Annotated in this window: 22 protein-coding genes and 2 pseudogenes; 13 read left to right on the top strand and 11 right to left on the bottom strand. The window is 71.3% G+C overall.

Annotation, left to right across the window (positions count from 1 at the left end):
- Positions 1-2 precede the first annotated feature (2 nt).
- The 5 genes from ACIBVL_RS28940 to ACIBVL_RS28920 form a co-directional block, all read right to left on the bottom strand.
- Positions 3-1,556 carry a Wzz/FepE/Etk N-terminal domain-containing protein gene (locus tag ACIBVL_RS28940; RefSeq protein WP_399101440.1) on the bottom strand — a complete coding sequence of 518 codons (1,554 nt, stop codon included), beginning with the start codon at positions 1,554-1,556 and terminating at the stop codon, positions 3-5.
- A complete protein-coding gene (locus ACIBVL_RS28935; protein WP_399101438.1) occupies positions 1,553-2,929 on the bottom strand; it encodes a polysaccharide biosynthesis protein in 1,377 nt (458 codons plus the stop codon). Before ACIBVL_RS28935 ends, ACIBVL_RS28940 begins: the two co-directional genes overlap by 4 nt.
- The gene (locus ACIBVL_RS28930) at positions 2,922-4,205 is read right to left on the bottom strand and encodes a glycosyltransferase family 4 protein (protein WP_399101436.1); all 1,284 of its coding nucleotides are present in this window, start codon (positions 4,203-4,205) and stop codon (positions 2,922-2,924) included. The genes ACIBVL_RS28935 and ACIBVL_RS28930 overlap by 8 nt, the downstream gene beginning before the upstream one ends.
- Entirely contained in the window at positions 4,195-5,514 is a 1,320-nt protein-coding gene (locus ACIBVL_RS28925; protein WP_399101434.1) for a nucleotide sugar dehydrogenase, read from the bottom strand. Before ACIBVL_RS28925 ends, ACIBVL_RS28930 begins: the two co-directional genes overlap by 11 nt.
- A 73-nt stretch (positions 5,515-5,587) precedes the next feature.
- Positions 5,588-7,066: a sugar transferase gene (locus ACIBVL_RS28920; protein WP_399101432.1), complete on the bottom strand. Its 1,479-nt coding sequence runs from the start codon at positions 7,064-7,066 to the stop codon at positions 5,588-5,590.
- A 953-nt stretch (positions 7,067-8,019) separates the two neighbouring features.
- On the opposite strand from ACIBVL_RS28920, the gene ACIBVL_RS28915 reads away from it, so the two are divergent.
- Positions 8,020-8,862: an RNA polymerase sigma factor SigF gene (locus tag ACIBVL_RS28915; protein WP_399101825.1), complete on the top strand. Its 843-nt coding sequence runs from the start codon at positions 8,020-8,022 to the stop codon at positions 8,860-8,862.
- 425 nt (positions 8,863-9,287) lie between these two features.
- Complete coding sequence (locus ACIBVL_RS28910) at positions 9,288-10,394, top strand: NAD(P)/FAD-dependent oxidoreductase (RefSeq protein ID WP_399101430.1); 1,107 nt, start codon at positions 9,288-9,290, stop codon at positions 10,392-10,394.
- Positions 10,395-10,465: 71 nt separating this feature from the next.
- Here the strand turns inward: ACIBVL_RS28910 and katG are convergent, their stop codons facing one another.
- Both katG and ACIBVL_RS28900 read right to left on the bottom strand, forming a co-directional pair.
- Positions 10,466-12,655 carry a catalase/peroxidase HPI gene (gene katG / locus ACIBVL_RS28905; protein WP_399101428.1) on the bottom strand — a complete coding sequence of 730 codons (2,190 nt, stop codon included), beginning with the start codon at positions 12,653-12,655 and terminating at the stop codon, positions 10,466-10,468.
- Positions 12,656-12,681: 26 nt separating this feature from the next.
- Complete coding sequence (locus ACIBVL_RS28900) at positions 12,682-13,125, bottom strand: Fur family transcriptional regulator (RefSeq protein ID WP_399101426.1); 444 nt, start codon at positions 13,123-13,125, stop codon at positions 12,682-12,684.
- A 319-nt stretch (positions 13,126-13,444) separates the two neighbouring features.
- Here ACIBVL_RS28900 and ACIBVL_RS28895 point away from each other — a divergent pair, with 319 nt between their 5' ends.
- Both ACIBVL_RS28895 and ACIBVL_RS28890 read left to right on the top strand, forming a co-directional pair.
- Positions 13,445-14,104 (top strand): TetR/AcrR family transcriptional regulator, encoded by a 660-nt coding sequence (locus tag ACIBVL_RS28895; protein WP_399101424.1) that lies wholly within the window; start codon positions 13,445-13,447, stop codon positions 14,102-14,104.
- Positions 14,105-14,304: 200 nt separating this feature from the next.
- Positions 14,305-15,918: an MFS transporter gene (locus ACIBVL_RS28890; protein ID WP_399101422.1), complete on the top strand. Its 1,614-nt coding sequence runs from the start codon at positions 14,305-14,307 to the stop codon at positions 15,916-15,918.
- Between the two features lie 306 nt (positions 15,919-16,224).
- Here the strand turns inward: ACIBVL_RS28890 and ACIBVL_RS28885 are convergent.
- A pseudogene (locus ACIBVL_RS28885) lies at positions 16,225-16,689 on the bottom strand (helix-turn-helix domain-containing protein); the annotation flags it as partial.
- 2 nt (positions 16,690-16,691) lie between these two features.
- Here ACIBVL_RS28885 and ACIBVL_RS28880 point away from each other — a divergent pair.
- The 3 genes and pseudogenes from ACIBVL_RS28880 to ACIBVL_RS28870 form a co-directional block, all read left to right on the top strand.
- Positions 16,692-16,835, top strand: a pseudogene (locus ACIBVL_RS28880) (MmcQ/YjbR family DNA-binding protein); the annotation flags it as partial.
- Positions 16,832-16,999, top strand: coding sequence for a hypothetical protein (locus tag ACIBVL_RS28875; protein ID WP_399101420.1), 168 nt, complete (start codon positions 16,832-16,834; stop codon positions 16,997-16,999). The pseudogene ACIBVL_RS28880 and the gene ACIBVL_RS28875, both read left to right, overlap by 4 nt.
- A complete protein-coding gene (locus ACIBVL_RS28870; RefSeq protein WP_399101419.1) occupies positions 16,996-17,226 on the top strand; it encodes a hypothetical protein in 231 nt (76 codons plus the stop codon). Before ACIBVL_RS28875 ends, ACIBVL_RS28870 begins: the two co-directional genes overlap by 4 nt.
- A 62-nt stretch (positions 17,227-17,288) precedes the next feature.
- On the opposite strand, the gene ACIBVL_RS28865 is transcribed toward ACIBVL_RS28870, so the two are convergent.
- Both ACIBVL_RS28865 and ACIBVL_RS28860 read right to left on the bottom strand, forming a co-directional pair.
- Positions 17,289-20,432: an FAD-binding and (Fe-S)-binding domain-containing protein gene (locus tag ACIBVL_RS28865; RefSeq protein ID WP_399101417.1), complete on the bottom strand. Its 3,144-nt coding sequence runs from the start codon at positions 20,430-20,432 to the stop codon at positions 17,289-17,291.
- 123 nt (positions 20,433-20,555) lie between these two features.
- A complete protein-coding gene (locus tag ACIBVL_RS28860; RefSeq protein ID WP_399101415.1) occupies positions 20,556-21,098 on the bottom strand; it encodes a MarR family winged helix-turn-helix transcriptional regulator in 543 nt (180 codons plus the stop codon).
- A 108-nt stretch (positions 21,099-21,206) separates the two neighbouring features.
- Between ACIBVL_RS28860 and ACIBVL_RS28855 the strand changes: the two genes are divergently transcribed.
- The 5 genes from ACIBVL_RS28855 (at position 21,207) to ACIBVL_RS28835 (ending at position 24,921) form a co-directional block, all read left to right on the top strand.
- Entirely contained in the window at positions 21,207-21,725 is a 519-nt protein-coding gene (locus tag ACIBVL_RS28855; RefSeq protein WP_399101413.1) for a YceI family protein, read from the top strand.
- A 364-nt stretch (positions 21,726-22,089) separates the two neighbouring features.
- On the top strand, positions 22,090-22,509 hold the full coding sequence (locus tag ACIBVL_RS28850; protein WP_399101411.1) for a cell division protein SepF: 420 nt from the start codon (positions 22,090-22,092) through the stop codon (positions 22,507-22,509).
- A 139-nt stretch (positions 22,510-22,648) separates the two neighbouring features.
- Positions 22,649-23,851, top strand: a complete 1,203-nt coding sequence (locus ACIBVL_RS28845; RefSeq protein WP_399101409.1) for an ATP-binding protein — start codon at positions 22,649-22,651, stop codon at positions 23,849-23,851.
- A complete protein-coding gene (locus tag ACIBVL_RS28840; RefSeq protein WP_399101407.1) occupies positions 23,848-24,183 on the top strand; it encodes a nucleotide pyrophosphohydrolase in 336 nt (111 codons plus the stop codon). Before ACIBVL_RS28845 ends, ACIBVL_RS28840 begins: the two co-directional genes overlap by 4 nt.
- Before the next feature lie 249 nt (positions 24,184-24,432).
- Complete coding sequence (locus tag ACIBVL_RS28835; RefSeq protein WP_399101405.1) at positions 24,433-24,921, top strand: DUF6099 family protein; 489 nt, start codon at positions 24,433-24,435, stop codon at positions 24,919-24,921.
- A gap of 7 nt (positions 24,922-24,928) precedes the next feature.
- On the opposite strand, the gene ACIBVL_RS28830 is transcribed toward ACIBVL_RS28835, so the two are convergent.
- Positions 24,929-25,117: a hypothetical protein gene (locus ACIBVL_RS28830; protein ID WP_399101403.1), complete on the bottom strand. Its 189-nt coding sequence runs from the start codon at positions 25,115-25,117 to the stop codon at positions 24,929-24,931.
- A 241-nt stretch (positions 25,118-25,358) separates the two neighbouring features.
- Between ACIBVL_RS28830 and ACIBVL_RS28825 the strand changes: the two genes are divergently transcribed.
- Positions 25,359-26,282 (top strand): LLM class F420-dependent oxidoreductase, encoded by a 924-nt coding sequence (locus tag ACIBVL_RS28825; protein WP_399101401.1) that lies wholly within the window; start codon positions 25,359-25,361, stop codon positions 26,280-26,282.
- Positions 26,283-26,412: the final 130 nt, after the last annotated feature.

The following is a 26,412-nucleotide window of genomic DNA, read 5'->3' as shown; positions in this document are numbered from 1 at the left end:
TGCTACCGCGCCTCCTGGTCGTTGTCCGGGACTCGTGCGGCCCACATCGGCAGCCGCTCCGTCCGCCGCGGGGCCTCCCCCACTGCCTGAACGGCGTGGGAGGTACCCCCACCGTGCTGCCGGGCCGGCCGCTCGCTGTTCCCCCGCAGCGCGATGTGCGGCCCGTCCCACAGCGTGCCGTCGGTCCGGTCACGCGGATCGGGGTCGATCAGCACCACACCGATCACCGGAATGTGCTGGTCCGCGAGCTGCCGGGCCACGGTGTGCAGCCATGCGGCGCTGCCGTGCCCGGCACGCACGACGAGTACCGTCCGGGTGCCGAGGTACTGCAGGTCGGTCCACGGCGTGCCGGGCGCCACCGAGCCGACGCCGAGCCGGTGCTCCTGGTGCGACACGGCCGCGGCGGGCTCGCCGCTCACCACGGCCGGGTCTCCCGGCTTCTGGCGTCTGCGCGCGAGCTGCGGGCCGGGCAGACCGTCGACGACGACCACCGGCCCGTCCGCCGCCAGTGCCCGGGCGAGGTCCAGCGCGATCAGGCTCGTGTTGCGCGCGCAGCCCAGTTCCAGCAGCGACACGGGTTCCGCCGAGCCGCGCACGGTGCGGGCCAGGGAGGTGGTGAGCCGCTCGCGTGCCGCCCGGACCCGGCGGCGCTGCCATCGCCCGGCCGACCGGTGGGGCAGCTCCGCGATGACCGAGGCGCCCAGGTTCGCCGCGATCTCCCGGCGCAGCACGGGACGGTCCGCCACCACCGCGCCGACCGCGGCCACCGCGAGCCCGAGGAAGAGCCCGAGGAAGAGCCCGATCGCGGCGTCGGTGGCAGCGGCCTTGGGCAGGGAGTACCGCACCACGTGCGGGGCGTCCACGATCTGTGTGCCGGCGACGAGCCGGGGCGTGCCGACGCTCGCCTCCCCGGCACGCTGGCTGAAGTCGGTGATCTGCGAGGTGAGTTCGGCCCGGCGGGCGTAGAGCGACTCCAGGTCCGCCGGCGACTCCGGCTCGCTCGTTCGCGTTCCGTCTCCGATCGCCTTGTTGACCTGGGCCAGTTGGTCCTTCAGTTGGTCACGCTGGTCGAGCAGGGCCTTGGCCTCGGCGTTCGCGGCCCCCTGGATCCGCCTCACGTGGTCCGCGACGAACGCATCGGCCAACGCCTTGGCGCGGGCCACCGCTTCCGCGTCGCTGTCACCTGTCACGGTGATCTGCAGCATGTTGTTGGTCAGACCGGTACCGCTGTAGTCCTGCATGAAGTTCTCGGCCTGTTCCCCCGACTTGAGGGACTTCAGGGCCTTGTCGGCGATCCGCGTGGTCTGCAGCAGCGCGACGTCGGTGCGGATCAGTGTTCCGGGGTCGTTCGGCTGGTCCTCCTCATGCGCGACCAGCACCTTGGTCACCGCGGTCGGCGGCTGCGGCAGCAGGAAAGCCACCGTCGCGCCGACGAGCAGCCCCAGCAGCGCGAGGGAGCACCAGAGGCGGCGCCGTCTGCGCACCGCCGCCATCAGGGCCTGCAGATCAAGCAGCGGAGCGGCGGCCGGCGACTCCGAAGTCGTACTCGTCGTCACCCTGGGACTCCCGTCGCGTCGTCCAGGTCGCCGTCGAAGGCCCCGAGCGCCGGCACGGCGGCATGCCGGGGGTGGTCGGCCGACCGCGTCGCACGGACCGGACCGGCGAGGACGACGCCGACGACCGCGTGCTTGGCGTCCGCACACGCCTCGGCGATGCCGGCGAGCTCCCCGGCGGTCCAGCTGCCGGCGCTGAGCACGACCACGGCACCGGACTCGTGGTCGCGGTCCGGCACCATCGGCCGGGACACCGAAACCGCCACCGCTCGCAGCAGCGGATCACTCCCGGCGTCGGCGACGAGCTGCCCGGCGGCACGGCGGGCGATCTCGTCACCCTCGGGGAAGACGACCAGCAGCCGCCGCTGGGCCGGCAGCTGGTCCCGGAGACGGGAGCACACCCGCCGGTAGCGGATCCGCCTGCTGGCCTCGTCGCCGGACGTCTGCGGGGTGGGGATGTCCCACCGGACGTCGAGGCCCAGCAGCCGGCGGAACCAAGCCCGCGGGCCACGGCCCTCCGGCCGGTGCGTGGGCCGTCGAACGGGTACGTCGACGCTACCCAGCAGCTCCGAGCCCAGCGCCGCGGTGATCTCCGGTTCGCCGCGCAGCCGGCGGCTCATGCGCGCGGCGGTGAGATGGCCGATGACCGCGAACAGGAAGAACAGCAGCGCTCCGCCGGCGATGAGCTGCGTCCTCGTGGGCGGAGCCTCGCCGGTCGGCCGGGCCGCCGAGCCCATGACGACCATGTTCTTCGCCTCGGAGTCGGCCGGGTCGGCCTGCTTCAGCGTGGTGATGGCCTCCCGCAGCGCGGTGCGCAGCTTCTCCAGCTCGGTGCGGGTCTGCACGCTCTCCACGGTCTGCCCCGGATCGGCCGCGTCGGCCAGCTCGCTGATGCGGCGGCTGGTGTCCTCCACCGACTGCTGGAGCGCGGCGAGTTCCTCCGCCGCTCCGGGGTCGGCGGTGTCATTGGCGATCCGCGTGGCGTAGGAGACGAACTCCTTGGCCACCTGGTCGGAGAGCCGCTGCGCGCGCTCCGGGGTGTCGGCCTTGCCGGAGATCTTGATGATGTTCCCGTCGGTGGCCTTGGCGCTGACCTGATCCCGCAGGTCGCTGCCGCTCACTCCGGTCCAGCCGAGCGTGGCGGCCGCGCGGTCGACCACCACCGAACTGGTCGCCACCTCCGTCTGAGTCAGCAGCTCGCGCTCCTCCCACGTCCCCGGCAGCAGCACCGACGCCGAGGTCGTGTAACGCGGCGGAACCAGCAGCGAGGTGCCGTAGCCGACGAGCGCACCCACCATGGTGAGGACGGTGAGAAGCCGCCAGCGCCGACGGACAATCAGCCCGATCGTGGCCAGGCGTATCGTGTCATCACTCAACGGTGCGGCCTTCCCCTGCCGGGTCCGGGTCGCGGGCCGGCACCGGATACCGGTCACGGCAGGCAGCGGCGTAGGCGGCGAGCAGCGACGCTTGTGAGTTCCGCCAGGACAGCGGCCCGTTGATCCGCTCCTGGCCGATCTTGCCCATCCGGGCCCGCTGTTCCGGATCGTCCAGCAGTTTCGCGATGAGCAGGGCGAACTCGGCCTCGTCGTCGGCGGGCGCGTAGACGGCGGCGTCACCGGCGGAGACCCGTGCCTCCTTCAGGTCGAACGAGACGATCGGTCGGCCCATCACCATGTACTCAAGGACCTTGTTCATGGTCGACACGTCGTTGAGCGGGTTGCGCGGGTCGGGGGAGAGGCACACGTCCGCGGTGGACAGATAGCGCACCAGGTCGGCGTCCGGAACGCGCCCGGTGAACTGCACCTGCTGCGAGAGCCCGAGCCGCCCAGACAGCTCCACCATCGCGTCGAAGGTGTCGCCGCCGCCGACGAACACCGCGTGCCAGTCGGTCCGCCCGAGCTCGTCGCGCAGCTTCGCGAGAGCCCGCAAGGCGTAGTCGACACCGTCCTGCGGGCCCATGACACCGAGGTAGCACAGCAGATGAGGCTTGCCGCGCTTCAGCTCCGGCTCGGGCGGTACGGGGTGGAACCGGTCGACGTCGGGAGCGCTGCGCACCACGAAGACGTCCGCCGGCCGCCGGCCGCCACGGCGCACCGCGACGTCCCGGTAGCTCTCGTTCGTGGCGAGCACGACGTCCGCGGCCCGGTAGGTCCGCCGTTCCAGCGCGCACACGGCGCGGTAGAGCAGGTCCTTGCCGCGGCCGAACCGGGAGAGGTACAGCTCGGGCACCAGGTCGTGCTGGTCGAAGACGAACCGCGCTCCGCGCCGCTTCAGCCACAGTGCCGGCAGGAACAGCAGGTCGGGCGGATTGCAGGCATGGACCACGTCGACGGGGCCGACCTTCCGGGCCAGCCGGACCGTGTGCCACAACGCCGATCCGTACTCGCGCAGGTAGCCGGCCGGTCCTCCGGTGGCCGCGCGCAACGGGTAGCGGTGGATCCGCACCCCGTCGATCTCCACCTCCGCCTCCGTGTCCCGCTTACTGCCCCGGGGGCAGATGACGTGCACCGTCCAGCCCGCGTCGCGCAGGGTCGTGCACTCCTGCCACACCCGCCGGTCGAACGGCACCGACAGGTTCTCCACCAGGATCAGCGCGCGCCGGTCCGGCCGGTCGCCGCCGGCTCTGTCACCAAACGCCGTGTCACCAAGCAAGGCCCACGTACCCCGGTTCGGCCCGACGCGCCTCGGCGTCGGGAAGGTGGATGAGGTCGACGATCACCGGGCCGTCGCCGCCGTGAGGCAGCGCCGACAACACGTCCGGATCCCTGGTCCCGACGAGGCACACCTCGGCGTGCTCGAGCACCTCGTCGACGGAGTCCGCGAGCAGCTGCGCGAGGTGCGGCAGCCGGCTCTCGATGTACTCGCGGTTCGCGCCGAGCAGCCGGGAGAGGTTCACGTTGGCGTCGTAGATCTTCAGGTCGTACCCCTTGCCGAAGAGCCGCTCCGCCAGCTCGACGAGCGGGCTCTCGCGGAGGTCGTCGGTGCCGGGTTTGAAGGACAGCCCGAACAGGCCCGCCCGGCGCTTTCCGGTGCGCTCGACCAGCTCCACCGCGCGTTGCAGATGGTCGGAGTTGGAGGGCAGCACATGGGAGAGGATCGGCACCGAGACGTCGGCCCGCTGCGCCGCGTGGACCAGGCTGCGCAGGTCCTTGGGCAGGCAGGAGCCGCCGAAGGCGAAGCCGGGCCGCAGGTAGGCGGGGCTGATGTTCAGCTTGCGGTCGGCCAGGAACACGTCCATCACCTGGTGCGAGTCCACCCCGAGCGCCCGGCACACCGCGCCCAGCTCGTTCGCGAAGCCGATCTTGAGGCCGTGGAAGGCGTTGTCCGCGTATTTGATCGCCTCGGCCGTCGGGACCGGCACCCGGAACACCTCGCCGGGCAAGCCCTCGTACAGCGCCATCACCGCATCGCCGCTTGCCGGGTCGAGCTCGCCGATGACGGTCTTGGGCGGGTCGAAGAAGTCCCGCACACTCGTGCCCTCGCGCAGGAACTCCGGGTTGACCGCGACCCCGATGTCCACCCCGGCCGTGCCGCCGACGTACTTCTCCAGGATCGGTACCAGCAGGTCCAGGCAGGTGCCCGGGAGCATGGTGCTGCGGAACACGACGGTGTGCCGGCCACCCCGCTCGGCCAGCGCGGCACCGATCTGCTCGGTGACCCGCTCCAAGTACCTGGTGCACAGGCTGCCGTTGGGCTCCGACGGCGTGCCCACGCAGACCAGCGACACCTCGCTGTCCATGATCGCCTCGCGGACGTCGCCGGTGGCGCGCAACGCTCCGGTCCGCACCACCTCGGCGGTGAGCTCGCCGATCCGCTCCTCGACCACCGGGGCCTTGCCGTCGTTGACCAGGTCGACCTTCACCTGGTTCACGTCCACCCCGATGACCTCGTGCCCCATGCTGGCCAGGCACGCGGCCGACACGCAGCCCACGTAGCCGAGCCCGAAAACGCTGACCTTCATGACCCGTTCCTCCCCCAGACAGGCCCTCGCGGGCCCGCGGTCCGCGCGTCGGCCGGACGACGATTTCCGCGCATCAGTAGGCCCCCTGCCCGTAGAGCACCGCACGCAGCGTCTTCCACAAGATCACTGTGTCCAGGGCGAGCGACCAGTCCTCCACGTACCGCAGGTCCAGCCGGACCGCTTCCTCCCACGACAGGTCGCTGCGCCCGCTGATCTGCCACAGGCCGGTGAGTCCGGGCTTGACCAGCAGCCGTCGCCGGATGTCCGGGCCGTACGCGGCGGTCTCCTCCGGTAGCGGAGGCCGCGGACCGACGAGCGACATCGATCCGGTGAGCACGTTGAGAAGCTGTGGGAGCTCGTCGATCGAGTACCGGCGCAGCACTGCTCCCACCCGGGTCACCCGCGGATCGCGGCGGAGCTTGAACAGCAGGCCGGCGCCCTCGTTGCGGTCGGCCAGCGCGGCACGCGCCCCGTCGGCCCCGGCGACCATGGTGCGGAACTTGAGGATGGTGAACTCGCGGCCGTCCTTGCCGACTCTGCGCTGGCGGTAGAACGCCCCGCCCCGGCTGTCCACGAGCACGAGCAGCGCGACGAACACCATCAGTGGCGCGAACAGCATCAGCAGAATCGTTGCGCCTACCCGGTCGACGACCTCTTTGACCGCCCGGCGGCCCCCGGTGAAGGTCGGCATGCTGACCCGCAGCAGCGGGATCCCGAGCACCGCGTCGACGTGCAGGCGCGGGCCGGCCACCTCCATCAGGACGGGGGCCACGACCATCTCGGCGTCGCTGCCTTCGAGGTTCCAGGCCAGCCGCTGGAGCCGGTCCGGTGACCAGTGCGGGTCCGGTGTGACCGCCACGACGCGGTAGCCGTCACGGCGGACGTGGCCCGCGACGTCCGCCAGTCGGCCGACGACCGGCACTCCGTCCAGTTGGTCACCGTCGAGCCCGGGACCGTACGTCGTGCACACCGCGTCCACCCGCCAGCCGAGGTGCGGGAATTTGCGGGTCCGGGTGATCAGGTCGCGCACGGTGGCCGGGCTCCCGGCAGCGAGCACCGGTCTCAGGCACCGGCCTTCCTTCCGCTGTTTGTGCAGCGAGAGGCGGAGAAGATACCGCGTGATCATGGTGACGAGCGCGATCGCGGGGATCGCGACGAAGATCCAGAGCTTGATGTTGCGCGAGGTGAGGGCGATCCCGCCGAGCGCCAGTACGACGGTCGCCATGAACAGTGAGCGTCCGAGCCTGCGGAACTCCTCGGCCCCCTGGCCGAGCACGGCCGGAGCCCACGACCGGCTCACCGCAAGCGTCCCCAGCACCAGCAGATGGGTGCCGAAGGCGAGAATTCCCCATTTCTCATGCCAGTTGGCCGCGTCACGGGCCCCGAAGAAGTTCCCGATCCCCGCCACCACGAAGGCGGTGGCCGCGGTGTCGCTGATGATCACGGCACGGCGGTACCGCTGCTCCCAGTCGATCGCGGGCTGGCTGATCGCCCCGTTCGTCAGACGCCCGCGCGCCGACGGAAACGGGCTGACTAGTCCCCCTTGCCGCACGGTCCCCCCCGGGTACCCAGTGGTTCGACGTCTTTGTCCAACACTGTTCCTCCCCTCGGGAGGCCCCCACCTCCCGCGCTGTTTCTGCCGCGGGAGGCCCCCGCCCCCCGCGCCGCGCTGTTCCTCCCTGCGGGAGGCCCCCGCCCCCCGCGCATGACATGCCGACCAATGCAGAGCTACTTTGAACAACCCACCCCGGCGGCAGCGGACTCGCATGTCCCGCCAGAGTCTCGAGGCGCGTCGGAACCTGTCGGACCCTCAGGTGTTCCCCGTGTCCAAGGCTCCCTCAGCTCCAAGGACTGATGATCGCCCCCATGTCTGGAGCAGGGGACGCGATTGCCGGCCTTTCGCGGCACTGGACCTATAGATCATTAATTGGTTGCTTCGTTTCCGATCAGCTGAAGCATGGTCAATCTAGACCATCAGGATCGGTATGAAGAGAGGGTTGTGTGTAATTTGTGGTCAACGTCTGAAGGTTGATCCACCGACCGGTGACCCCAACGGTGCCTTCACGCCACCGGGTGCTACAGGAGCCCGCCCGGCCCCGGGCGACCTGGGACGACGAAGGCCACCTGGCCCAGGTGGGCACCGACGGCTCCAGCCCCACGACGGCCAGGTGCCTCCGGACCGTGTGCACCGGGCGAGTTCCGGCCCGGTCCGGGATCGCCACGCCGAGCAGGCCCATGGCCGGAAGCGGTGCCCAGGAGCCGCTCCCGGCGGCGAAGATCGCGACTGCGCCGACCATGAGCACCCGACGAACGGCACGAAGGCGCGTGGGGCTCCTCGAACGGGACGAGGACGACGATCACGAGGATGCGCAGGGCGCACAGGCGGTAGGGGAGCCGAGCGGAGACTGACGGCAGCCCGAGGAATGCCGGTGGGCGACCGGGGTAGGCGCGTGCTTGCCGGACGACGGACCGGCGATGACGAGGCCGATCGACTGGGAGGGGCGGATGATGACGACGACCGTGCAGACCGCAGGGCGGACGGTGGACGTTCCGGAGATCGCGGATCCCTCGAAGGTCGCGCCGAGGGACGCGCGGGAGTTGTCGAAGCTGTTCTTCGACCAGTTGGCGGTGGTGGAGGAGGGCACGCCCGAGTACCAGTACGCGCGCAACACGCTGATCGAGATGAACATGTCCCTGGTCCGCTACGCGGCCGGCCGGTTCCGCAGCCGCGGACCGGAGGAGATGGAGGACATCGTCCAGGTCGGCATGATCGGACTCATCAAGGCGATCGACCGTTTCGACCTGGCCCGCGAGGTCGAGTTCACCTCCTTCGCCGTGCCGTACATCGTTGGCGAGATCAAGCGGTTCTTCCGCGACACCTCCTGGGCCGTGCACGTGCCCCGGCGGCTCCAGGAAGCCCGCGTCCAACTCGCCCGCGCCACCGAGGAACTGCGCAGCCGGCTGGGCCGGACGCCGACGACCGCGGAGCTTTCCGAGCTGATGTGCCTTCCCGAGGACGAGGTCGTCGAGGCGCAACTGGCCTCCAACGGCTACAAGTCGGCCTCCCTGGACGCGGCGATCAACGGCAGCGAGGACGGCGAGGCCGCGCTGGCGGACTTCATCGGCGACGAGGACGCCGCCCTCGGCCTGATCGAGGACTTCCGCGCCCTCGCCCCCATGATCGCCGAACTCGACGAACGCGAGCGTAAGATCATCCACTGGCGGTTCGTGGAGGAACTCACCCAGGCCGAGATCGGCGAACGCCTCGGCGTCTCCCAGATGCACGTCTCCCGGCTGCTCTCCCGGCTTCTGGCCCGCCTGCGCGAAGGCATGCTCAGCACCACCTGATCGTCGGAGATCCGGTAGCGAGGTGCCCCGGGGTTCCCTCTCTTGCTCCTCCCCGGCCCCGTCTTCGCCCCTTTGATCCGACCCGCACACGCGCCTTCATCCCGGGGGGACGCCGCCGGTGCCGCTGTTCGATGTCCTTGGCACCGAAGCCGTCGAGCAGCAGCGGTACCCGCACTCTGCCCGGCACCGAGCCCGAGGTGACCCGCGCCGTCGACGCCCCAGTGTCCTGAAAGGGTCCCGGTGGCCCACGGATCGGGCGCCCGGGGGGCGCCGGGGTCGCGAACCGTAGGCCCTCGCTTCACAGAACATACACAACTCCCTAGGCAAACTTGAGAGTTCAAGCGCTACGCTCTTCGGCAATTCGAGTGGCCGAGGAAGCCCACGTGTCGTGCCGCTCGCTCCCCCCACAGGCACAGGAGAGTCGCATGCGCGACGGCGACGTAGTGGTGATCGGCGGCGGCTATGCGGGCGTCCGGCTGGCGAAGCGGCTGGATTCGGTGGCGCGGGTCACCCTGGTGGACCGCAAGGAGGTCTTTTTCCACCGTATCGCCTCCCTGCGGGCCGGTGTGCGGCCGGAGTGGTCGGTGACCCCGTTCATTCCGTACGACCGGCTGATGGGCCATGGACGCGTGGTCGTCGGCAAGGCGGTCCGCATCGACACCGACGAGCGGCAGGTCGTCCTCGCGACGGGCGAGCGGCTGCCGTACGACGTCGTGGTGATCGCCACCGGCGCCGACTACCCCGAGCCCGCCCGCTTCGTCGGCACCACCACCGAAGAGGCGGTCAAGTCGTTCGCCGGGCACCAGCAGAAGATCGCCACTGCCGAACACGTCCTGGTCGTCGGCGGCGGTCCCTCGGGCGTCGAACTCAGCGCCGAGATACGGCTGGCGCGGCCGGACGCCCGGGTCACGCTCGCCCACTCCGGGAGCGCGCTGCTGCACTCCACGGGCAGCGAGCGGGCCGGGCGCCGGGCGCAGGCCTGGCTGGAGGCGCACGACGTGGAGGTACGGTTCGACTCGTTCATGTCGCCCGGCACCGAGTTCGGCACCTACAAGGACGCGCACGGAAACGTCATCGCCGCCGACCTCTCCTTCTGGGCGACCGGCACCACCCCCAACACGCTCTGGCTGCGGCTGGGCGGACACGGCGACTGGCTGAACGCGTCCGGGCACGTCAGGGTCGATCGGTCGCTCCGGGTCGACGGGTGGCGGGACGTCTTCGCGGTCGGCGACGTGAACGACGCCACCGAGCTCAAGATCACCCCCGCCGCACTGGCCCAGGCCGACCTCGCGGCCTGGAACATCCGCACCTACCTCAGCAATCCGGGCAGGCACCGCAAGGAGCCCCGCCTCTACCGGCCCGTCCACCGGACCCCGCTCGTCGTGCCGTTCGGCCCGGCCGACGGACTGACCCTGCTGCCCGTGCCGGGCGGCGAGCGCGCGGTGCTGGGGGGCCGCCCCTCGGTGCTGGCCAAGGCGAAGACCCTGATGACGCCGTACATGAGGCGGCAGCTCGGCTACACCGCGACCTGATCCGGGAGGCACGCGAAAGCGCCGCCCGGGACTACCCGGGCGGCGCTCAGCCGTTCGGCTCGGAATCAGACTCAGACCAGGTCGAACCGGTCCAGCTCCGACACCTTGACCCAGGCCGCGACGAAGTCGTTCACGAACTTCTCCTTCGCGTCGTCGCTCGCGTAGACCTCCGCGAGGGCGCGCAGCTCGGAGTTGGAGCCGAAGACGAGGTCGGCACGGGTGCCGGTCCACTTCAGCTCGCCCGTGGCGGAGTCACGGCCCTCGAAGGTGTGCTGGTCCTCGGAGGTCGACTTCCAGGTCGTGCCCAGGTCGAGCAGGTTGACGAAGAAGTCGTTGGTCAGCGTGCCCGGCCTGTCGGTCAACACGCCGTGCGCGGACTGGGCGGTGTTGGCGCCCAGGACACGCAGACCGCCGACGAGCACCGTCATCTCGGGGGCGCTCAGGGTCAGCAGGTTGGCCTTGTCGAGCAGCAGGAACTCGGCCGGGAGGCGGGTGCCCTTGCCGACGTAGTTGCGGAAGCCGTCCCAGGTCGGCTCCAGCGCGGCGAACGACTCGGCGTCCGTGTGCTCCTCGGTCGCGTCCACGCGGCCCGGCGTGAAGGGAACCTCCACGTCGAAGCCCGCGTCCTTGGCGGCCTTCTCGATCGCGGCGGCACCGCCGAGGACGATCAGGTCGGCCAGCGAGACCTTCTTGGCGCCGGAGTTGAACTCCGACTGGATGCCCTCGAGGACGCCCAGGACGTGACGCAGCTGGTCGGGGTCGTTGGCCTCCCAGCCGCGCTGCGGCTCCAGGCGGATCCGGGCGCCGTTGGCGCCACCGCGCTTGTCGCTGCCGCGGAAGGTCGAGGCCGACGCCCACGCGGTGGAGACGAGCTGCGAGACGGTCAGACCCGAGGCGAGCAGCTTGGCCTTGAGGGCCGTGACGTCGGCCGCGTCGATGGCCTCGCCCTCGGCCTCCGGCAGCGGGTCCTGCCAGAGCAGGGTCTCCTGCGGAACCTCCGGGCCGAGGTACAGGGACTTCGGGCCCATGTCACGGTGGGTCAGCTTGTACCAGGCGCGGGCGAAGGCGTCCGCGAACTCGGCCGGGTTCTCGTGGAAACGGCGCGAGATCTGCTCGTAGACCGGGTCGAAGCGCAGCGACAGGTCGGTGGTGAGCATGGTCGGCAGGCGCTTCTTCGACGGGTCGTGCGCGTCCGGGATGATCGCCTCGGCGTCCTTGGCCACCCACTGCTTGGCGCCGGCCGGGGACTCGGACAGCTCCCACTCGTAGCCGAAGAGGATGTCGAAGAAGTCGTTGCTCCAGCGGGTCGGCGTGGTGGTCCAGGTGACCTCCAGGCCGGAGGTGATCGCGTCGCCGCCCTTGCCGGTGCCGTAGGTGCTGGCCCAGCCGAGGCCCTGGGCCTCGATCGGGGCGGCCTCGGGCTCGGGGCCGACGTTGTCCGCCGGGCCCGCGCCGTGGGTCTTGCCGAAGGTGTGACCACCGGCGATGAGGGCGACGGTCTCCTCGTCGTTCATCGCCATGCGGCGGAACGTCTCACGGATGTCGCGGGCCGCGGCGATCGGGTCCGGGTTGCCGTTCGGGCCCTCGGGGTTGACGTAGATGAGGCCCATCTGGACGGCGCCGAGCGGGCTCTCCAGATCGCGGTCGCCGGTGTAGCGCTGGTCGTCGAGCCAGACCTTCTCGGGACCCCAGTAGACGTCCTCCTCGGGCTCCCAGACGTCCTCGCGGCCGCCGCCGAAGCCGAAGGGCTCGAAGCCCATCTGCTCGAGGGCCACGTTGCCGGTGAGGATCATGAGGTCGGCCCAGGAGATGCTCTGGCCGTACTTCTTCTTGACCGGCCACAGCAGACGGCGGGCCTTGTCCAGGTTGCCGTTGTCCGGCCAGCTGTTGAGCGGCGCGAAGCGCTGCTGGCCGGCGCCGGCGCCGCCGCGGCCGTCGCTGATGCGGTAGGTGCCCGCGCTGTGCCAGGCCATACGGATCATCAGCGGGCCGTAGTTGCCGAAGTCGGCCGGCCACCAGTCCTGCGAGGTCGTCAGCACCTCGGCGATGTCCTGTTTCACGGCCGCCAGGTCGAGGTTGTTGAACGCCTCGGCGTAGTCGAACTCCTCACCGAGCGGGTTCGCCACCGCCGGGTTCTTGGCGAGGATCTTCAGGTTGAGGCTCTCCGGCCACCACTGGCGGTTCCCGCCGCCCTGGGTCGGGTGCGTGGCGCGGTCGTGCGCGACCGGGCACTTCGCTTCGGCGGGGGTGTTTTCAGACATTCGGGATTCCTTCCGAACTGGGGGGATCACGGTGCTGCGGTACCGGCGGGGGAACAGTCGGGGCACAGGCCCCAGAAGATGACCTCGGCCTCGTCGACGGCGAAGCCGCGGTCGTCGGACGCGGTGAGACACGGGGCGTGGCCGACCGCGCAGTCGACGTCGGCTACGACACCGCACGACCGGCACACGAGATGGTGGTGGTTGTCCCCTACGCGTCCCTCGAACCGCGCCGGGCTGCCGGGCGGTTCGATACGGCGTACGAGACCGGCCGCGGTCAGCGCGTGCAGCGCCTCGTACACGGCCTGGACGGAGATGTGGCCGACGCGGTCGCGCACTCCGGAGGCGATCGTCTCGACGTCGAGGTGATCGCCGTTGCGGACGGTCTCGAGCAGCGCGACGCGGGCGGCCGTCACCCGCAGGCCGGCACCGCGCAGCTCATCGGCGACGGTTCGGGGCTGGGGCGCAGTCATGGGGACCAACCTACTTCGCTAAACACGAATAGTTCAAGAAAACGAGCAAGCCAAGTTTTGGAGTGTCGTGTCACTCGTGGTGTGCCCCGCTATGGTCCCCGGTCGTGGTGGCCCTGGGGCGGAAGGCGTCCCGGAGAGCCGCCCCGTGGTCCTGGCCGGTTCCCGGCGGGGCGATTCTCGTGGGCCGGGGTGACGTGGTGGTGCACATCCGGCGGGGCCCTGGTGGCCGCGGTGGGTCGGGGCAGGTCGGGCGGGGTGCACGGGGTGCCGTGCCAGAATGAGCGGGCCGTCGTCCGTACCGATTCACCGAGGTTCCACCGTGACCAAGCCCGCGGCCCGCGAGCCGCAGCGACGCAATTCGCGGTCCAACCGGGCGCGCATCCTCACCACGGCCCGCCGTGAGCTCGGCCGGAACCCCGACATCACCCTGGAGGAGCTGGCGCGCGCCTCCGGTGTCGTACGACGCACCCTCTTCGGGCACTTCCCCGGGCGCGCGGCGCTGCTGGAGGCGCTCGCGGAGGAGGCCTCGGAGACGCTGCGCGCGGTGCTGGAAACCGCGAGGAAGCCGGAGGAGCCGGCCGAGCGGGCGCTCGCGCACTTCGTGTACTCCATCTGGCCCGTGGGTGACCGCTACCGGCTGCTTCTGGCGCTGGCCCAGCGGGACCTGGGCGTGGAGCGCGTCGTCGGCATCCTGGCGCCGGCCCGCGCGGAGGTCACGGCCATCCTCGAGCGGGGCCTGCGCGACGGCGTCTTCCATGCCCAACTGCCCCCCGCGGTGCTCAGTGCCGGCCTGGAGGGGATGCACTTCGCGCTGCTGGAGCAGGTCAACGCCGGTGCCCTCGCCGACGACGGCACCCGCATGGCCGTCACCATGCTCATCGCTGCCGGGGTGCCCGCGGAGCGGGCGCGGTCCGTGGTCGAGGAGGTCGTGCCGGACGCGGCGAGGGCGGCGGGCGCGGAGGCCGACGGCGAGGAGTGACGGGCGTACGGCGTACGACTGGTTCGTCGCGCGTGCGGGACCGATGAGGGGCCCTCCTGGAGGGCCCCTTCGGCGTTTCTTCCCTGTCTCTGGGCACCCGCCTCCCTGGCTTCGACGTCCGTCACGCTATTTGCACATCAATGAGCAATCAATTAGTCTGCACATCAGTGGGCAATTACTCGTCGCCGCTAGGAGTCCCGATGCCCTTTGTCGCCAACACGCCAGTGGAGAAGATGACCGGGCCGTACGCGCGGCGCTGGTGGGCGCTTCTCGTCTTGTGCCTGAGTCTGCTGATCGTGGTCATGGCGAACACCTCGCTGATCGTGGCCGCCCCGGACATGACGACCGACCTCGGCCTGTCCAGCAGCGACCTGCAGTGGGTCATCGACGGCTACACCGTCCCGTACGCCGCGCTGATGCTGGTGCTGGGCGCGACAGGCGACAAGTACAGCCGCCGGGGCGCGCTGATCACCGGTCTGCTGGTGTTCGCGGGCGGTTCGGTGATGGGCAGCCTGGTGGACCGGACCGCACTGGTCATCACCGCCCGCGCGGTGATGGGCGTCGGCGCCGCGGTGGTCATGCCGGCCACGCTGTCGCTGCTGGTCGCGATGTTCCCCCGGCGGGAGCGGGCGAAGGCCATCACGGCCTGGACCGCCACCTCCGGCCTGGCCATCGCCGTCGGCCCGGTGGTCGCGGGCTGGCTGCTGGAGGACCACGCCTGGGGCTCGACCTTCCTGATCAACGTCCCCATCGCGGTCGTCGCCGTCCTCGGCGCGCTCGCCCTGGTCCCGCCGTCGAAGGCGGAGGGCATGGGCAGGATCGACTCCGTGGGCGGCCTGCTGTCGATCGTCTCCGTCGGCTCGCTCGTCTACGCCACGATCGAGGGCCCGCACTTCGGCTGGGGCGTCGGCCCGATCACCGCCGCCGTGGTCGCCGGGGTGGGTCTGGTGGCCTTCGTGGCCTGGGAACTGCGTCACCCGCACCCCATGCTGGATGTGCGCAAGTTCGCGCAGCGGCCGTTCAGCGGGTCGATGCTCGCGGTGCTGTTCTTCTTCTTCGGCACCTTCGGGTCCATCTACTACTCGACCCAGTACCTGCAGTTCGTCCTCGGCTACGACGCGCTGGAGACCGGTGTACGGCTGCTGCCGCTGGCCGGTGCGGTGTTCGTCGGTGCGGCGGTGACCGGGCGGCTGACCCCGAAGCTGGGCGTGAAGCCGATGGTGGTGGCCGGCATGGCGATCGGCAGCGCGGGGGTCTTCCTGCTCACCCGGATCGAGGCGGGCTCCACCTACACCGACTTCCTGCCGTCGCTGGTGATGCTGGGCTTCGCGATCGGCCTGAGCGTCTCGCCGGCCACCGACACGATCATGGGTTCCTTCCCCGAGTCGGAACTGGGCGTCGGCGGCGGCGCCAACGACACCGCGCTGGAGCTGGGCGGTTCCCTGGGCATCGCGATCCTCGGCTCGCTGCTGGGCACCGCCTACCGCGACAAGCTGACCGACCTGGCCGGCGGACACCTGCCGGCCGCCGCGCTGGAGACGGCGAAGGACTCGGTGGGCGGTGGCATCGCGGTCGCCGAGCAGATCGCGAAGGACCCGGCCGGCGGAGCCCAGCAGGCACAGGCCCTGATCGACGCCGTCCACGAGGCCTTCGCCCACAGCGTCGTCCAGACCAGCCTCATCGGCGGAGTCATCATGGCCGTCGGCACAGTGATCGTCCTCGCCGTCCTCCCCACCCGCGAGAACCCCGCCCCGGCCCGCTCGCAGGAGCCGGCACGGACGGAGAGGCCGAAGGAGTCGGCGGGCGCCAAGTAGGTCGGAAGCGGCGGAGCCATGGACAGGGTCGCTCCAGTCCGTTGTCCATGTGTGGCGGCGGCCCAACAGGCGCTGAATCGTCCGTCGAACCTCTGAGTTCTCCGCCGACTCCAGTTCATCGAAGGGGGAAGGCGTGCGGGTTCGAGGCATCTGGGCCCGCTTGGCAACGGCGCGCCTGAAACGCCGTCGAGGCGTACCGGCTGATCGACGGCGAGTGGCACATCGTGCCCTCCCATTGGGCGTTCGCGCAGACCGCGACGGGAGCCATCGCCTCCTGACGGGCAAGGGGCCTTCGCCGCGTTTCCGTCACGCGTTGGTCCTCGCTGCGCGGGCCGCGAAGGCGGCCGGGGTGATACCGGTGCGGTCGCGGAAGAAGCGGCCGAAGTTCGCGGGGTCGGTGAAGCCTAGGTGGAGGGCCACGGTCCGGGCGTCCCACCGGGCACCTCCCAGCAGGCGCCGGGCTTCCAGGAGGCGCCGCTCGTCGATGAGCTCGCGTACTCCCTTGCCGGTGGCGTCCCGGGCGGCGCGGCTGAGGGTGCGCACCGAGCAGCCGAGCAACTCGGCGTAATCCGCGGCTTGGTGCAGTTCGCGAAAGTGCAGCTCCAAGGTGTCCAGGAAGCGCCTGTACCGGTCGGCGCGGCCGGTGCCGACCGCGGCCGTGCCGATGGGGGCGATGCCTGGGGAGTTGGCAAGGCGCGGCAACAGCGATTCGAGCAGGCTGCGCCGTAGAGCGTGGTGGATGTTGAGGGGGCGGCGCCCCAGTGCGCGGTGTCCTGGAGAGCGGAGAAGGCGTCGACAAGGAGTTCGTCAGGGAGCTCGTCACCGACTCCTACCGGCTCGTCGTCGCCCATCTGCCCAAGGCCGAGCGGCCCGTCGACCCGCACACCTACGGCACCGGCACGCGGGCGGCCCGGTGAACGCGGCCGGTGGCCGGCTCCAGGACACCGCCCGCCAGGCGGCCCTGGCCCTCCCCGACGTCAGTCACGGATACCCCTTCACCCCGTGTCTCGACGTCAACAAGGTCGCGGGCAAGGTGTTCCTGATCGTCACCGACGACCGGATGAACGGTTCCTCGGCATGATCTGCAGTCAGTTCCTGTGTTCCCGGATGCAGGTGCAGGTGCAGGTGCAGGTGCGGGTCGTGGCGGGCGACGATGCGGCGTATCCGGACCTCGTCGGTGACGACCTGGCCGTCGAACACGTCATTGCGCGCGAACTCGGCGAGCCTGGCTTCGGCCTCCGCGCCGGCTGGGCCGGCAGCGCAGGCCGGTCGCCGTCCGCGCCCGTTCTTCGAGTTCCACGGCGATGACGCCAGCCATACCGAGAAGAGGGAGGCCGGGTGGAAAGCGCCCGGCCTCCCCCGCGCATGCCTCACCCGCGCAGCAGCCTCCGCGCCACTCCCGCCGCCGCGATCGCGACACCGCCCACCGCCAGCCCCGCCCCCGCCAGCGCGAGCGCCCTGGCCGCGGGTCCCGGGGGAGCGGGGCGCGCATCGGGAGCCACACCGTAGGCCGAGCCGGCGGAGTCGTCGACGGTCCCGCCCGGCGGGAGCCCGGTCGCCAGCAGTTCCGCCAGGTGCACCGCCTCGTGACCGCCGCTGTCCCACTCGTGGATCTGGGTACGGCAGCTGAAGCCGTCGGCGAGGACAGGGGTTTCCGGGGCCGTCTCACGGAGGCGCGGGAGCAGGACGCGTTCCGCGCAGGCGTGGCTGACCTCCAAGTGGCCGCGTTCGAAGCCGAAGTTGCCGGCCAGTCCGCAGCAGCCGGAATCCAGGGGCTCGGCGTCCACGCCTGCGCGGCGCAGGAGTTCGCGGTCGGCGTCCCAGCCCATGATCGCGTGCTGATGACAGTGCACCTGGGCGAGGGCGCGCGCCGCGTGGGCCGGGACCTGCGGCGGTTCGTAGCCCGGGCTGTGCTCGGTGAGCAGCTCGGCGAGGGTCACCGTCCGGTCGCGCAGCCGCCGTACGTCGCGGTCGCCGGGGAAGAGTTCGGGAGCGTCGGAGCGGAAGACCGCCGTACAGCTCGGCTCCAGGCCGACCACCAGCCCGCCGTCCCGCACATGTTCGGCGAGGTGGCGGACGGTATGGGTCAGCACACGCTTGGCGACAGCCAGTTGGCCGGTGGAGATCCAGGTCAGGCCACAGCAGAGCGGCTCCGTGGGCATGGTCACCCGCCAGCCCGCCGCCTCCAGCACACGGACGGCCGCCCGGCCCAGGTGCGGGTGGAAGTGGTTGGTGAAGGTGTCCGGCCAGAGCAGTACGGTGCCGCGCGCGCCGTCGCCGTACGGCTCACGACGGCGGAACCACTGCTGCAACGTCTCCGGCGCGAACAGCGGGATCTCGCGGTCCTCGACCCCCGCCACGGCCACCGCGGCCTTCGCCAGCACGGGCGTGTGGGTGACGGTGTTGACGAGCGGACCCAGGCGGGCGCGGCCGACGGTCCGGGCGACGGCCGGCAGCCAGCCCATCGACCAGTCGGAGCGCGGCCTGCGCCATGGGCGGCCCGCGAAGTGGTGGGCCAGGAACTCCGCCTTGTACGTGGCCATGTCGACGTCGGCCGGGCAGTCCCTCCTGCATCCCTTGCAGGCCAGGCACAGGTCGAGCGCGTCCCGCACCGCCCTGGACCGCCAGCCGTCCCGGATCGCGCCGTCGCCGTGCCCGTCGAGCATCTCGAACAGCAGCCGGGCCCGTCCGCGCGTGGAGTGCTCCTCCTCCAGGGTGACCTGGTAGGACGGGCACATCACCGCACCGCCCTCGGTGGTGTGCTGGCGGCACTTCCCCACGCCCACACACCGGTTGGCGGCCTCGGCGAACGAACCGCCGTCGTGCGGGAAGCGGAAGTACAGGTCCTGCGGGTCGTACGGTGCCCAGTGGCCGCCGAGACGCAGGTTCTCGTCCAGACGGTACGGCGCCACCACCTTGCCGGGATTCATCCGGTCCCCGGGGTCGAACACGGCCTTCAGCCGGCCGAACGCCTCGACGATCTCCTCCCCGAACATCCTCGGCAGCAGCTCGCCCCGGCTCTGTCCGTCCCCGTGCTCCCCGGAGAAGGACCCGCCGAACTCGGTCACCAGATCGGCGGCTCGCCGCATGAAGCGGCGGTAGGCCGCCACCCCGGCCGCGGTGTACAGGTCGAAGGGGATACGGGTGTGGACGCAGCCCTGCCCGAAGTGCCCGTACAGACTGGGCCCGGTGTCGCTGAGATAGCCGAACTCCTCGAAGAGCGCCCGGAGCCGGCGCAGATACTCGCCCAGCCGCTCGGGCGGTACGGCGGAGTCCTCCCAGCCCTCGAAGGTGTCGGGACGGCCCGGGATGTGCGCCGTGGCGCCGAGGCCTGCCTCCCGTACCTGCCACAACTGCTCCTCGTGGGACGGGTCGTCGAGGAAGGCGACCTCCGCGTCGTGCTCGCTCTCGTCCAGCGCGTCCAGCATCGCGTGCGCGCGCTCCTCCGCCTGTTCGAGCGTGTCCCCGCCGAACTCCACCATCAAGAAGGCGTCACCCTCGGGGAGTTGAGAGATCGCCTTGGCGTTGAGCCGCTTGAGCTGTTCGTCGTGGACCAGCCGCGAGTCGACGCCCTCCAGCGCGATCGGTTCGTACGGCAGTACGGCCGGCACCGCGTCCGCGGCCACCGCGATGTCCGGGAACCCGAGTACCACCAGCGTGCGTTCCTTGACCACGGGCACCAGTTCCAGCTCCGCGCGCAGCACGGTCACCAGCGTCGACTCGCTGCCCACCAGCAGCCCGGCGACGTCGAAGCCGTGCTCGGGCAGGAGGGAGTCGAGGTTGTAACCGGAGACCCGGCGCGGGATGCGCGGAAAGCGGTGGCGGATCTCGTCGGCGTAGGTGTCGCGCAGGGTGCGCAGCCGCCGGTACACGGCGGCCCGCAGATCGCCGTGCCGCTCGATCTCGGCGTACTCCTCGTCGCTCGTCCCGCCGCACCAGAAGCGGGTGCCGTCGTACAGCAGCACCTCCAGCCGGGCGATGTTGTCGACGACCTTGCCGTGCGCCTGCGCGGTGGCGCCGCAGGAGTTGTTGCCGATCATGCCGCCGATCGTGCAGTTCATATGGGTGGCCGGCTCCGGGCCGAAGCGCAGTCCGGTCGGCGCGAGCTGCCGGTTGAGGTCGTCGAGGACGATGCCGGGCTGTACGACGCAGGTGCGGGCGTCGGCGTCCACGGACTCCAGCCGGTGGCAGTACTTCGACCAGTCGATCACCACGGCGGTGTTGGTGCACTGCCCGGCCAGGCTGGTCCCGCCGCCCCGGGACAGCACCGGTGCGCCGTGCTCACGGGCCACCGCCACCGCCTCGGCGGCAGCCTCGGGCGTACGGGGGACGACCACGCCGATCGGGGTCTGCCGGAAGTTCGAGGCGTCGGTGGAGTACGCGGCCCGCGTTCCGGCGTCGAACCGCACCTCCCCGTCCACGCGCGCGTGCAGTGCGGCCGCCAGGGAGCCGGTGTCCACCGGGGGATCGGACGGCCGGTGGCGGACGGGATCGGGCAGGTCCTGCACACCCATGGGGGGCCTCCTTCGGACACCGGCAGAGGTCATGACCGCGCGCCCCGCGCGGCAGTCGCCGGGTACCCGGGGGCGTAGGGGCCAAGCTCCGTGGCGGTCGGCCGGCCCCGGCACCCCTCGGCGTCAGTCGGACACGACGACGGCCTCCGTGGCCTGCCCGGCCTCCTGCTCCGGCTCCGCCTCCTCCGCCAGACACAGCAGCCGCCGTACGGCGGCGCTGTGGTCGGGCCCCACGACGTGGGCCATCGCCCCGGTGACCGTCTCGGCCAGGGAGTCGGACGCCTCCCGCAGCAGGGTGCGGGCCTTGTCGGTGAGGGCGACCTCGACGCCGCGCTTGTCGCCACAGACCGCCTTGCGGGTGACGAGGCCGGCGTGCTGGAGGCAGGCGATCTGATAGGTGAGCCGGGTCTTCGGGCGGCCCAGCAGCTCCGCGATGCGCGTCATGCGCAGGCCCTCGCGGGGCTGCTCCGCCAACAGGCACAGGACGAGGAACTCGTCGTGCGAGACGTCGAGCCGCTCCTTGACCACCGACCGCAGCCGCTGCTCCACCGCTCCGGTCGCGGCCAGCAGCATCATCCAGGCCCGCAGCTCGGGCGGCAGCAGCCCCGCGCCCTGCGCGGACGGACATTCGGGCAGGTCCAGGGCGTGCTCGTCGGGGTCGGCCATGCTCCGAGTGTACCTGTCGTCCAATTTTGGATGACGGGGTTGTTCAGATTTGGATGACCAGCTAGCGTGTGATCATCCAAATTTGAACCACTCATTCGAGGACAGATCATGACCGTCGCCGTGGAAACCGGACTGTGGCAGCTCGACACCGTCGCCTCCACCGTCGCCCTGAAGCACAAGACGATGTGGGGCCTGGTGACCGTCAAGGGCGCCATCGCCGCCGTGAGCGGTGGGGGAGAGGTGGGGCCCGAGGGATCCGCCACCGGCACCCTCACCCTGGACGCCGCCTCCCTCGACACGAAGAACGCCAAGCGGGACGAGCACCTGCGCGGCGCCGACTTCTTCGACGTCGCGAACCACCCCGAGATCACCTACGCCGTGCGCTCCGCCGAACTCGGCGACGGCGGCACGGTCCAGGTGTCCGGCCAGCTCACCGTGCGCGGCATCAGCAGGCCGCACTCCCTCACCGCGAAGCTCACCGGCGCGAGCGCCGACGCGGTCACGCTGGACACGGAATTCACCGTCGACCGCGGCGAGTTCGGCCTGGGCTGGAACCAGCTCGGCATGATCCGCGGCCTGACCACGGTCAACGCCACGCTCCGCTTCACGCGCGCGACGACTGCCTGACCGGCCGTCCCTTCACCGTCGTACGGTCGCCGTACGCAGCCACCGCGACCCGGTGGCCCGTGGCCGAGCTCCAGACCGCGCGGGTGCCGATGAAGAGGCCGGCGGTGGAGAGCGGCGTCAGGACGCGGTGCCACTGAGCGGGGCTCAGGAAAGGCGGACACCGCCGGGCGGGTGCCACCAGCGGGGTATCTGCCACGTGCGCGGCGCGTGAACGTAATCGCACCTGGTGAAGGGGGTGCTCCTGGACGTGAAGATTCCGGTGTGCGGGCGCTGGGAAGCATCTGTGGGACGGTTGTGACGGTCGCGGTCCGTGTCGCTGTTGGGCCGAACGGGTGACTTGGCGTAAGAATTGGCTGGTGCAGGCATGGAGTGCGAGTCAGTTCGGGGGGAGCCGGTGAACCGATACGACGTCACCGATGAACAGTGGGAAGGGCTCGCACAGGTCGTTCCGCTGCGGGGCCGGGACGCGTGGCCGTCGGCGGTGAACCACCGTGCGCTGCCCGACGCGGAGACGGAGGCGCGGCGCCGCTTCGTCGTCCTGCGGGTCAACGTCTTCGCGGACGCCCGCGAGGTCGCCGAGACCCTCATGGCGGGGATCCCGGTGCTTCTCGACCTCACCGGCGCGGAGACGGAGGTCGCCAAGCGCGTCCTCGACTTCTCCACCGGCGTCGTCTTCGGCCTCGCCAGCGGCATGCACCGCGTCGACCGCAACGTCTTCCTCCTCACCCCACCGGGCACCGAGGTGAGCGGCATCATGGAGGAAGCGGGGGCCCCGGGGGGCTGAGACGGGGCCGGACCGACTCGGTCGGCCCATGAGGACCCGGCCCATTCGCGGGGCGGGTCGGTCGGGCACGTCGCCCGATCGTGGGAAGCTGCTGCGGACGGAACGGTTCGCCTGAGAGCCGGAGTCCTACCGTCCGCACATGACCGTGCCGCGTGCCTCCTCCGCCTCTCCGGCCGTCCCGGCTTCCCCGATGGACGGCGTCCCGCCCACCCCCGTCCGCCGCCCCCACCCGCTCCGCCCCTGTCTCACCGAGTTGCGGCTCTCCGCTTTCGGCGGGCATCGGCGGCTGGGGATCCGGCTGGGAGCGGTGACCGTTCTCGCGGGGGCCAGTGGGAGCGGGAAGACGACCGCGCTACGGGCGTACGAGGCGTTGGCGCGGCTCGGGGGCGGGGCCAGGCTGGGCGAGGTCTTCCCCGATCCCCTCGCCTGTGTGCCCGAGCGGGCGCGGCCCGACGCCCAGCGGCGCCGAGGGTTCCGTATCGGATGCACCGCCGACGGGCCCGAGGGGCCGGTCCGGCTCGACATCGCCGTGCAGGCGGAGCCCGCACTGCGCATCGCGGGGGAGCGGCTGAGCGCCGGCGGGCTCGTGCTGCTCGAGACCGCCCTGCGCGACCCGGGGCGCCGTACGGTTCAGGCCGCCTGGCACACCGCGGGATCCGCCCCCGTCACCCGCGCCCCGCTGCCCGACGACCGGCTCGGCACCGCCCTGCTGCCGCTGCGCGTGGCCGGCAAGACCGAGGGGCAGCGCCACGTACTCGCCGCCGCCGAACAGATGGTCGTCGCCCTGCGGTCCGTCTTCGCCTGCGACCCCCGGCCGGAGTGGATGGGCGCTCCGGTGCCCACCGGCTCCGGGCGGCTGCTCGGCGGCTGCGACAACCTCGCCGACGTGCTCTGGCGCACCCGCGAGGAGTGCGGACGACGGCACGCGCAACTGGTCGCCGCCCTGGACGACGGCTGCGCCGGACCCGTCGTCGACCTGCGCGCCGAACCCCTGTCCGACGGCACGGTCCGCGCGGTGCTCGACCGCGGCGACGGCACCTGTACGGAACTCGCCCGGCTGGGATACGGCGAACTGCGCCATGTGGCCCTCGCCCTGGTCCTGCTCACCGGCCCCGGCGTACTCGACCTGGACACGGCCGGCGAGGTGCCCTCGGCCATGCAGGCACTCACCCTGCTCGCCGACAACTTCGACCGGGGCCTGGACGTACGGCAGCGCGCCGGACTGCTGAGGCTTGCCGTGCGGATGGCCGAACGCGGGCACATCCGCCTGGTCGGCGCGGTGAGCGACCCGTCGTACGCCGTCCGGACCAAGGGAGTGACGGTGGTACACCTGGGGCCGTGACCGAACATTCCGAACCTCTCGACGTGCAGAAGCTGCAGCGCAGGCTGGCCGAGTTCGCCGCCGCGCGGAACTGGCAGCCCTTCCACACGCCCAAGAACCTCGTCGCCGCGCTCAGCGTGGAGGCCTCCGAGCTGGTCGAGATCTTCCAGTGGCTGACCCCGCAGGAGTCGGCGCGCGTCATGGACGACCCGGAGACCGCCCACCGGGTGACGGACGAGGTCGCCGACGTCCTCGCGTATCTGCTGCAACTGTGCGAGGTGCTCGGCATCGACCCGCTCGCCGCCCTGGACGCGAAGATCGACCGCAACGAGCGGAGGTTCCCCGCGCCGTGACCGGCGTGCCGAGCCGTTGGCTGTGGACAACTCTGGATTACCTCGGTCCGCTTTCACTCTCCGGAGTCATCGGCTGGCCCGACACCGATTTGTTGTCCACAGATTTCCCCCTTCCTCTGGCTTTTCGCCCCACAGGCCTTCACTCTGGGTAGTGGAACGCTCTCGGTGCGCAAGAGCGGGACCAGGGCTGGGTGCACGGGAGTTCGGGCGGACGTGCGAGGAGCGCGTCGGGACAGACGGGGGCGGCGCATGGACGCGGTGCGGCTCATTCTGGCGAGCAGGCGTGCGCTCGCGGGCAGCGGCGGCAAGGCGGAGATCCTCACGGAGGTGTGGCAGGCGCAGGCCCTGGCCCAGGCGATGGGCAGTCGCCTCGCCGTCTCGGGCCCGCCCGAACTGCGCGGCGAGGCCCTGGGGCTGACGGAGCTGGCGGGTCGCGGCTGCGGTGTGCTGGACGCCCCCGACCTCGACCCCTCAGACCTGCGCGCCGCCCAGCTCACCGCGCTGGAGGACGCCCGCGGTGCCCTGATCGACCTGGGCGGCCTGCTCGGCGAGGTCGGCATCGCCCTGGTCGCCCTCGCCAGTGCGGCGGACGACCAGGGCACGTACTGGCAGTGCATGGAGGCCATCGACGCGGCCGACGAGTCCAGGGACCGCGTCCTGGAGATGCTGCGCAAGCTGGCGGCGAGGGAGGAGAGAGAGGAGCGAGAGGAGAGAGAAGGCGCTTTACCGGAGAGATGACTCCGGGTCAGCGCACCTCGCCCACGTCCCCCTCCGCCGCCCGCGGCGCTCGTGTGCTCCCTGCCGAGTGGAAGTCCTCCAGTGCCGTCAGGTTCGTGTTCAGCGCCGCCATCAGCTCCTCCATCCGCTGCAGCAGCCCCTTCGGCTGGGCTGCCGCGGCGCCCTCGTCCTGGTGCGGCGCGGTCTCTTCCGACATGACGGCCTCCTCGGCCCCGGTCTGCCCTCGGGGGCAGCCGACGCGGTGACGTCCCGGCGCCGAACCGCCGGGCGGGCGCCGGGCGGTCCGGCTCCGCAGCAGCCAACGATCACCGCCGGGGCGGGTCACTGGCGCGGGCAACCCCCCAGGCCGGCACGGACGTTTTTCACCCGACCGGGGACGGCCCGGCCCGAGGGGACCGGTGGGGTCGACGGGACGCCCGGCATGCAGGATGGGAGGCATGGATCTTCGTATCTTCACCGAGCCCCAGCAGGGCGCCACCTACGACACCCTCCTCACCGTGGCGAAGGCCACCGAAGACCTCGGCTTCGACGCCTTCTTCCGCTCCGACCACTACCTGAAGATGGGGGACGCCGACGGCCTCCCCGGCCCCACGGACGCCTGGATCACCCTCGCCGGCCTCGCCCGCGAGACCCGGCGCATACGTCTCGGCACGCTGATGACCGCCGCCACCTTCCGGCTGCCCGGTGTCCTGGCCATCCAGGTCGCGCAGGTGGACCAGATGTCCGGCGGCCGCGTGGAACTCGGCCTGGGCGCGGGCTGGTTCGAGGAGGAGCACGCGGCGTACGGCATCCCCTTCCCGAAGGAGAAGTTCGGCCGCCTCGAGGAACAGCTGGCGATCGTCACCGGCCTGTGGGCCACCGGGCCGGGCAAGACCTTCGACTTCCACGGCACGTACTACGACCTCACCGAGTCGCCCGCGCTGCCCAAGCCCGCGCAGCCGAAGGTGCCCGTCCTGATCGGCGGCCAGGGCGCGAGCCGCACGCCCCGGCTGGCGGCCCGGTTCGCCGACGAGTTCAACATGCCGTTCGGCTCGCCCGAGGACAGCGGGCGCCAGTTCGGCCGGGTGCGGGACGCCGCCGCCGAGATCGGCCGGGACGCCGACGCCATCACCCTCTCCAACGTCCTCGTCGCCTGCGTGGGCAAGGACGACCAGGAGGTCGCCCGCCGCGCCGCCGCGATCGGCCGAGAGGTGGCCGAACTCAAGGCCAACGGCCTGGCCGGAACCCCGGCCGAGGTCGTCGACAAGATCGGCCGCTATGCCGAGACCGGCTCCCGCCGCATGTACCTCCAGATCCTCGACCTGCACGACCTGGACCACCTGGAACTCATCTCCGCCCAGGTGCAGTCGCAGTTGCCGTAAGCCCGGGCGGCCCGCCGGACCGGTGCGGCGGGCCGCCTTTCCCGCATCCGTCTGCATTGCTTACGCCCACCGTCAGAAAAACCGGCACCCCGGGGTTTCGCGGAAATGCCGGGCAACTCAATGCGACGGG

The sequence above is a fragment of the Streptomyces sp. NPDC049687 genome (assembly GCF_044465285.1).
Lineage (GTDB): Bacteria > Actinomycetota > Actinomycetes > Streptomycetales > Streptomycetaceae > Streptomyces.
This window is presented reverse-complemented; position numbering and strand designations above follow the sequence as displayed.

Bases quoted from the DNA above. Each gene is read 5' to 3' on its own strand.
- ACIBVL_RS28925 (WP_399101434.1), bottom strand. From the start codon at position 5,514: ATGAAGGTCAGCGTTTTCGGGCTCGGCTACGTGGGCTGCGTGTCGGCC.
- ACIBVL_RS28915 (WP_399101825.1), top strand. From the start codon at position 8,020: ATGATGACGACGACCGTGCAGACCGCAGGGCGGACGGTGGACGTTCCG.
- ACIBVL_RS28910 (WP_399101430.1), top strand. From the start codon at position 9,288: ATGCGCGACGGCGACGTAGTGGTGATCGGCGGCGGCTATGCGGGCGTC.
- katG (WP_399101428.1), bottom strand. From the start codon at position 12,655: ATGTCTGAAAACACCCCCGCCGAAGCGAAGTGCCCGGTCGCGCACGAC.
- ACIBVL_RS28900 (WP_399101426.1), bottom strand. From the start codon at position 13,125: ATGACTGCGCCCCAGCCCCGAACCGTCGCCGATGAGCTGCGCGGTGCC.
- ACIBVL_RS28890 (WP_399101422.1), top strand. From the start codon at position 14,305: ATGCCCTTTGTCGCCAACACGCCAGTGGAGAAGATGACCGGGCCGTAC.
- ACIBVL_RS28870 (WP_399101419.1), top strand. From the start codon at position 16,996: ATGATCTGCAGTCAGTTCCTGTGTTCCCGGATGCAGGTGCAGGTGCAG.
- ACIBVL_RS28865 (WP_399101417.1), bottom strand. From the start codon at position 20,432: ATGGGTGTGCAGGACCTGCCCGATCCCGTCCGCCACCGGCCGTCCGAT.
- ACIBVL_RS28860 (WP_399101415.1), bottom strand. From the start codon at position 21,098: ATGGCCGACCCCGACGAGCACGCCCTGGACCTGCCCGAATGTCCGTCC.
- ACIBVL_RS28855 (WP_399101413.1), top strand. From the start codon at position 21,207: ATGACCGTCGCCGTGGAAACCGGACTGTGGCAGCTCGACACCGTCGCC.
- ACIBVL_RS28850 (WP_399101411.1), top strand. From the start codon at position 22,090: ATGGAGTGCGAGTCAGTTCGGGGGGAGCCGGTGAACCGATACGACGTC.
- ACIBVL_RS28845 (WP_399101409.1), top strand. From the start codon at position 22,649: ATGACCGTGCCGCGTGCCTCCTCCGCCTCTCCGGCCGTCCCGGCTTCC.
- ACIBVL_RS28835 (WP_399101405.1), top strand. From the start codon at position 24,433: ATGGACGCGGTGCGGCTCATTCTGGCGAGCAGGCGTGCGCTCGCGGGC.
- ACIBVL_RS28830 (WP_399101403.1), bottom strand. From the start codon at position 25,117: ATGTCGGAAGAGACCGCGCCGCACCAGGACGAGGGCGCCGCGGCAGCC.
- ACIBVL_RS28825 (WP_399101401.1), top strand. From the start codon at position 25,359: ATGGATCTTCGTATCTTCACCGAGCCCCAGCAGGGCGCCACCTACGAC.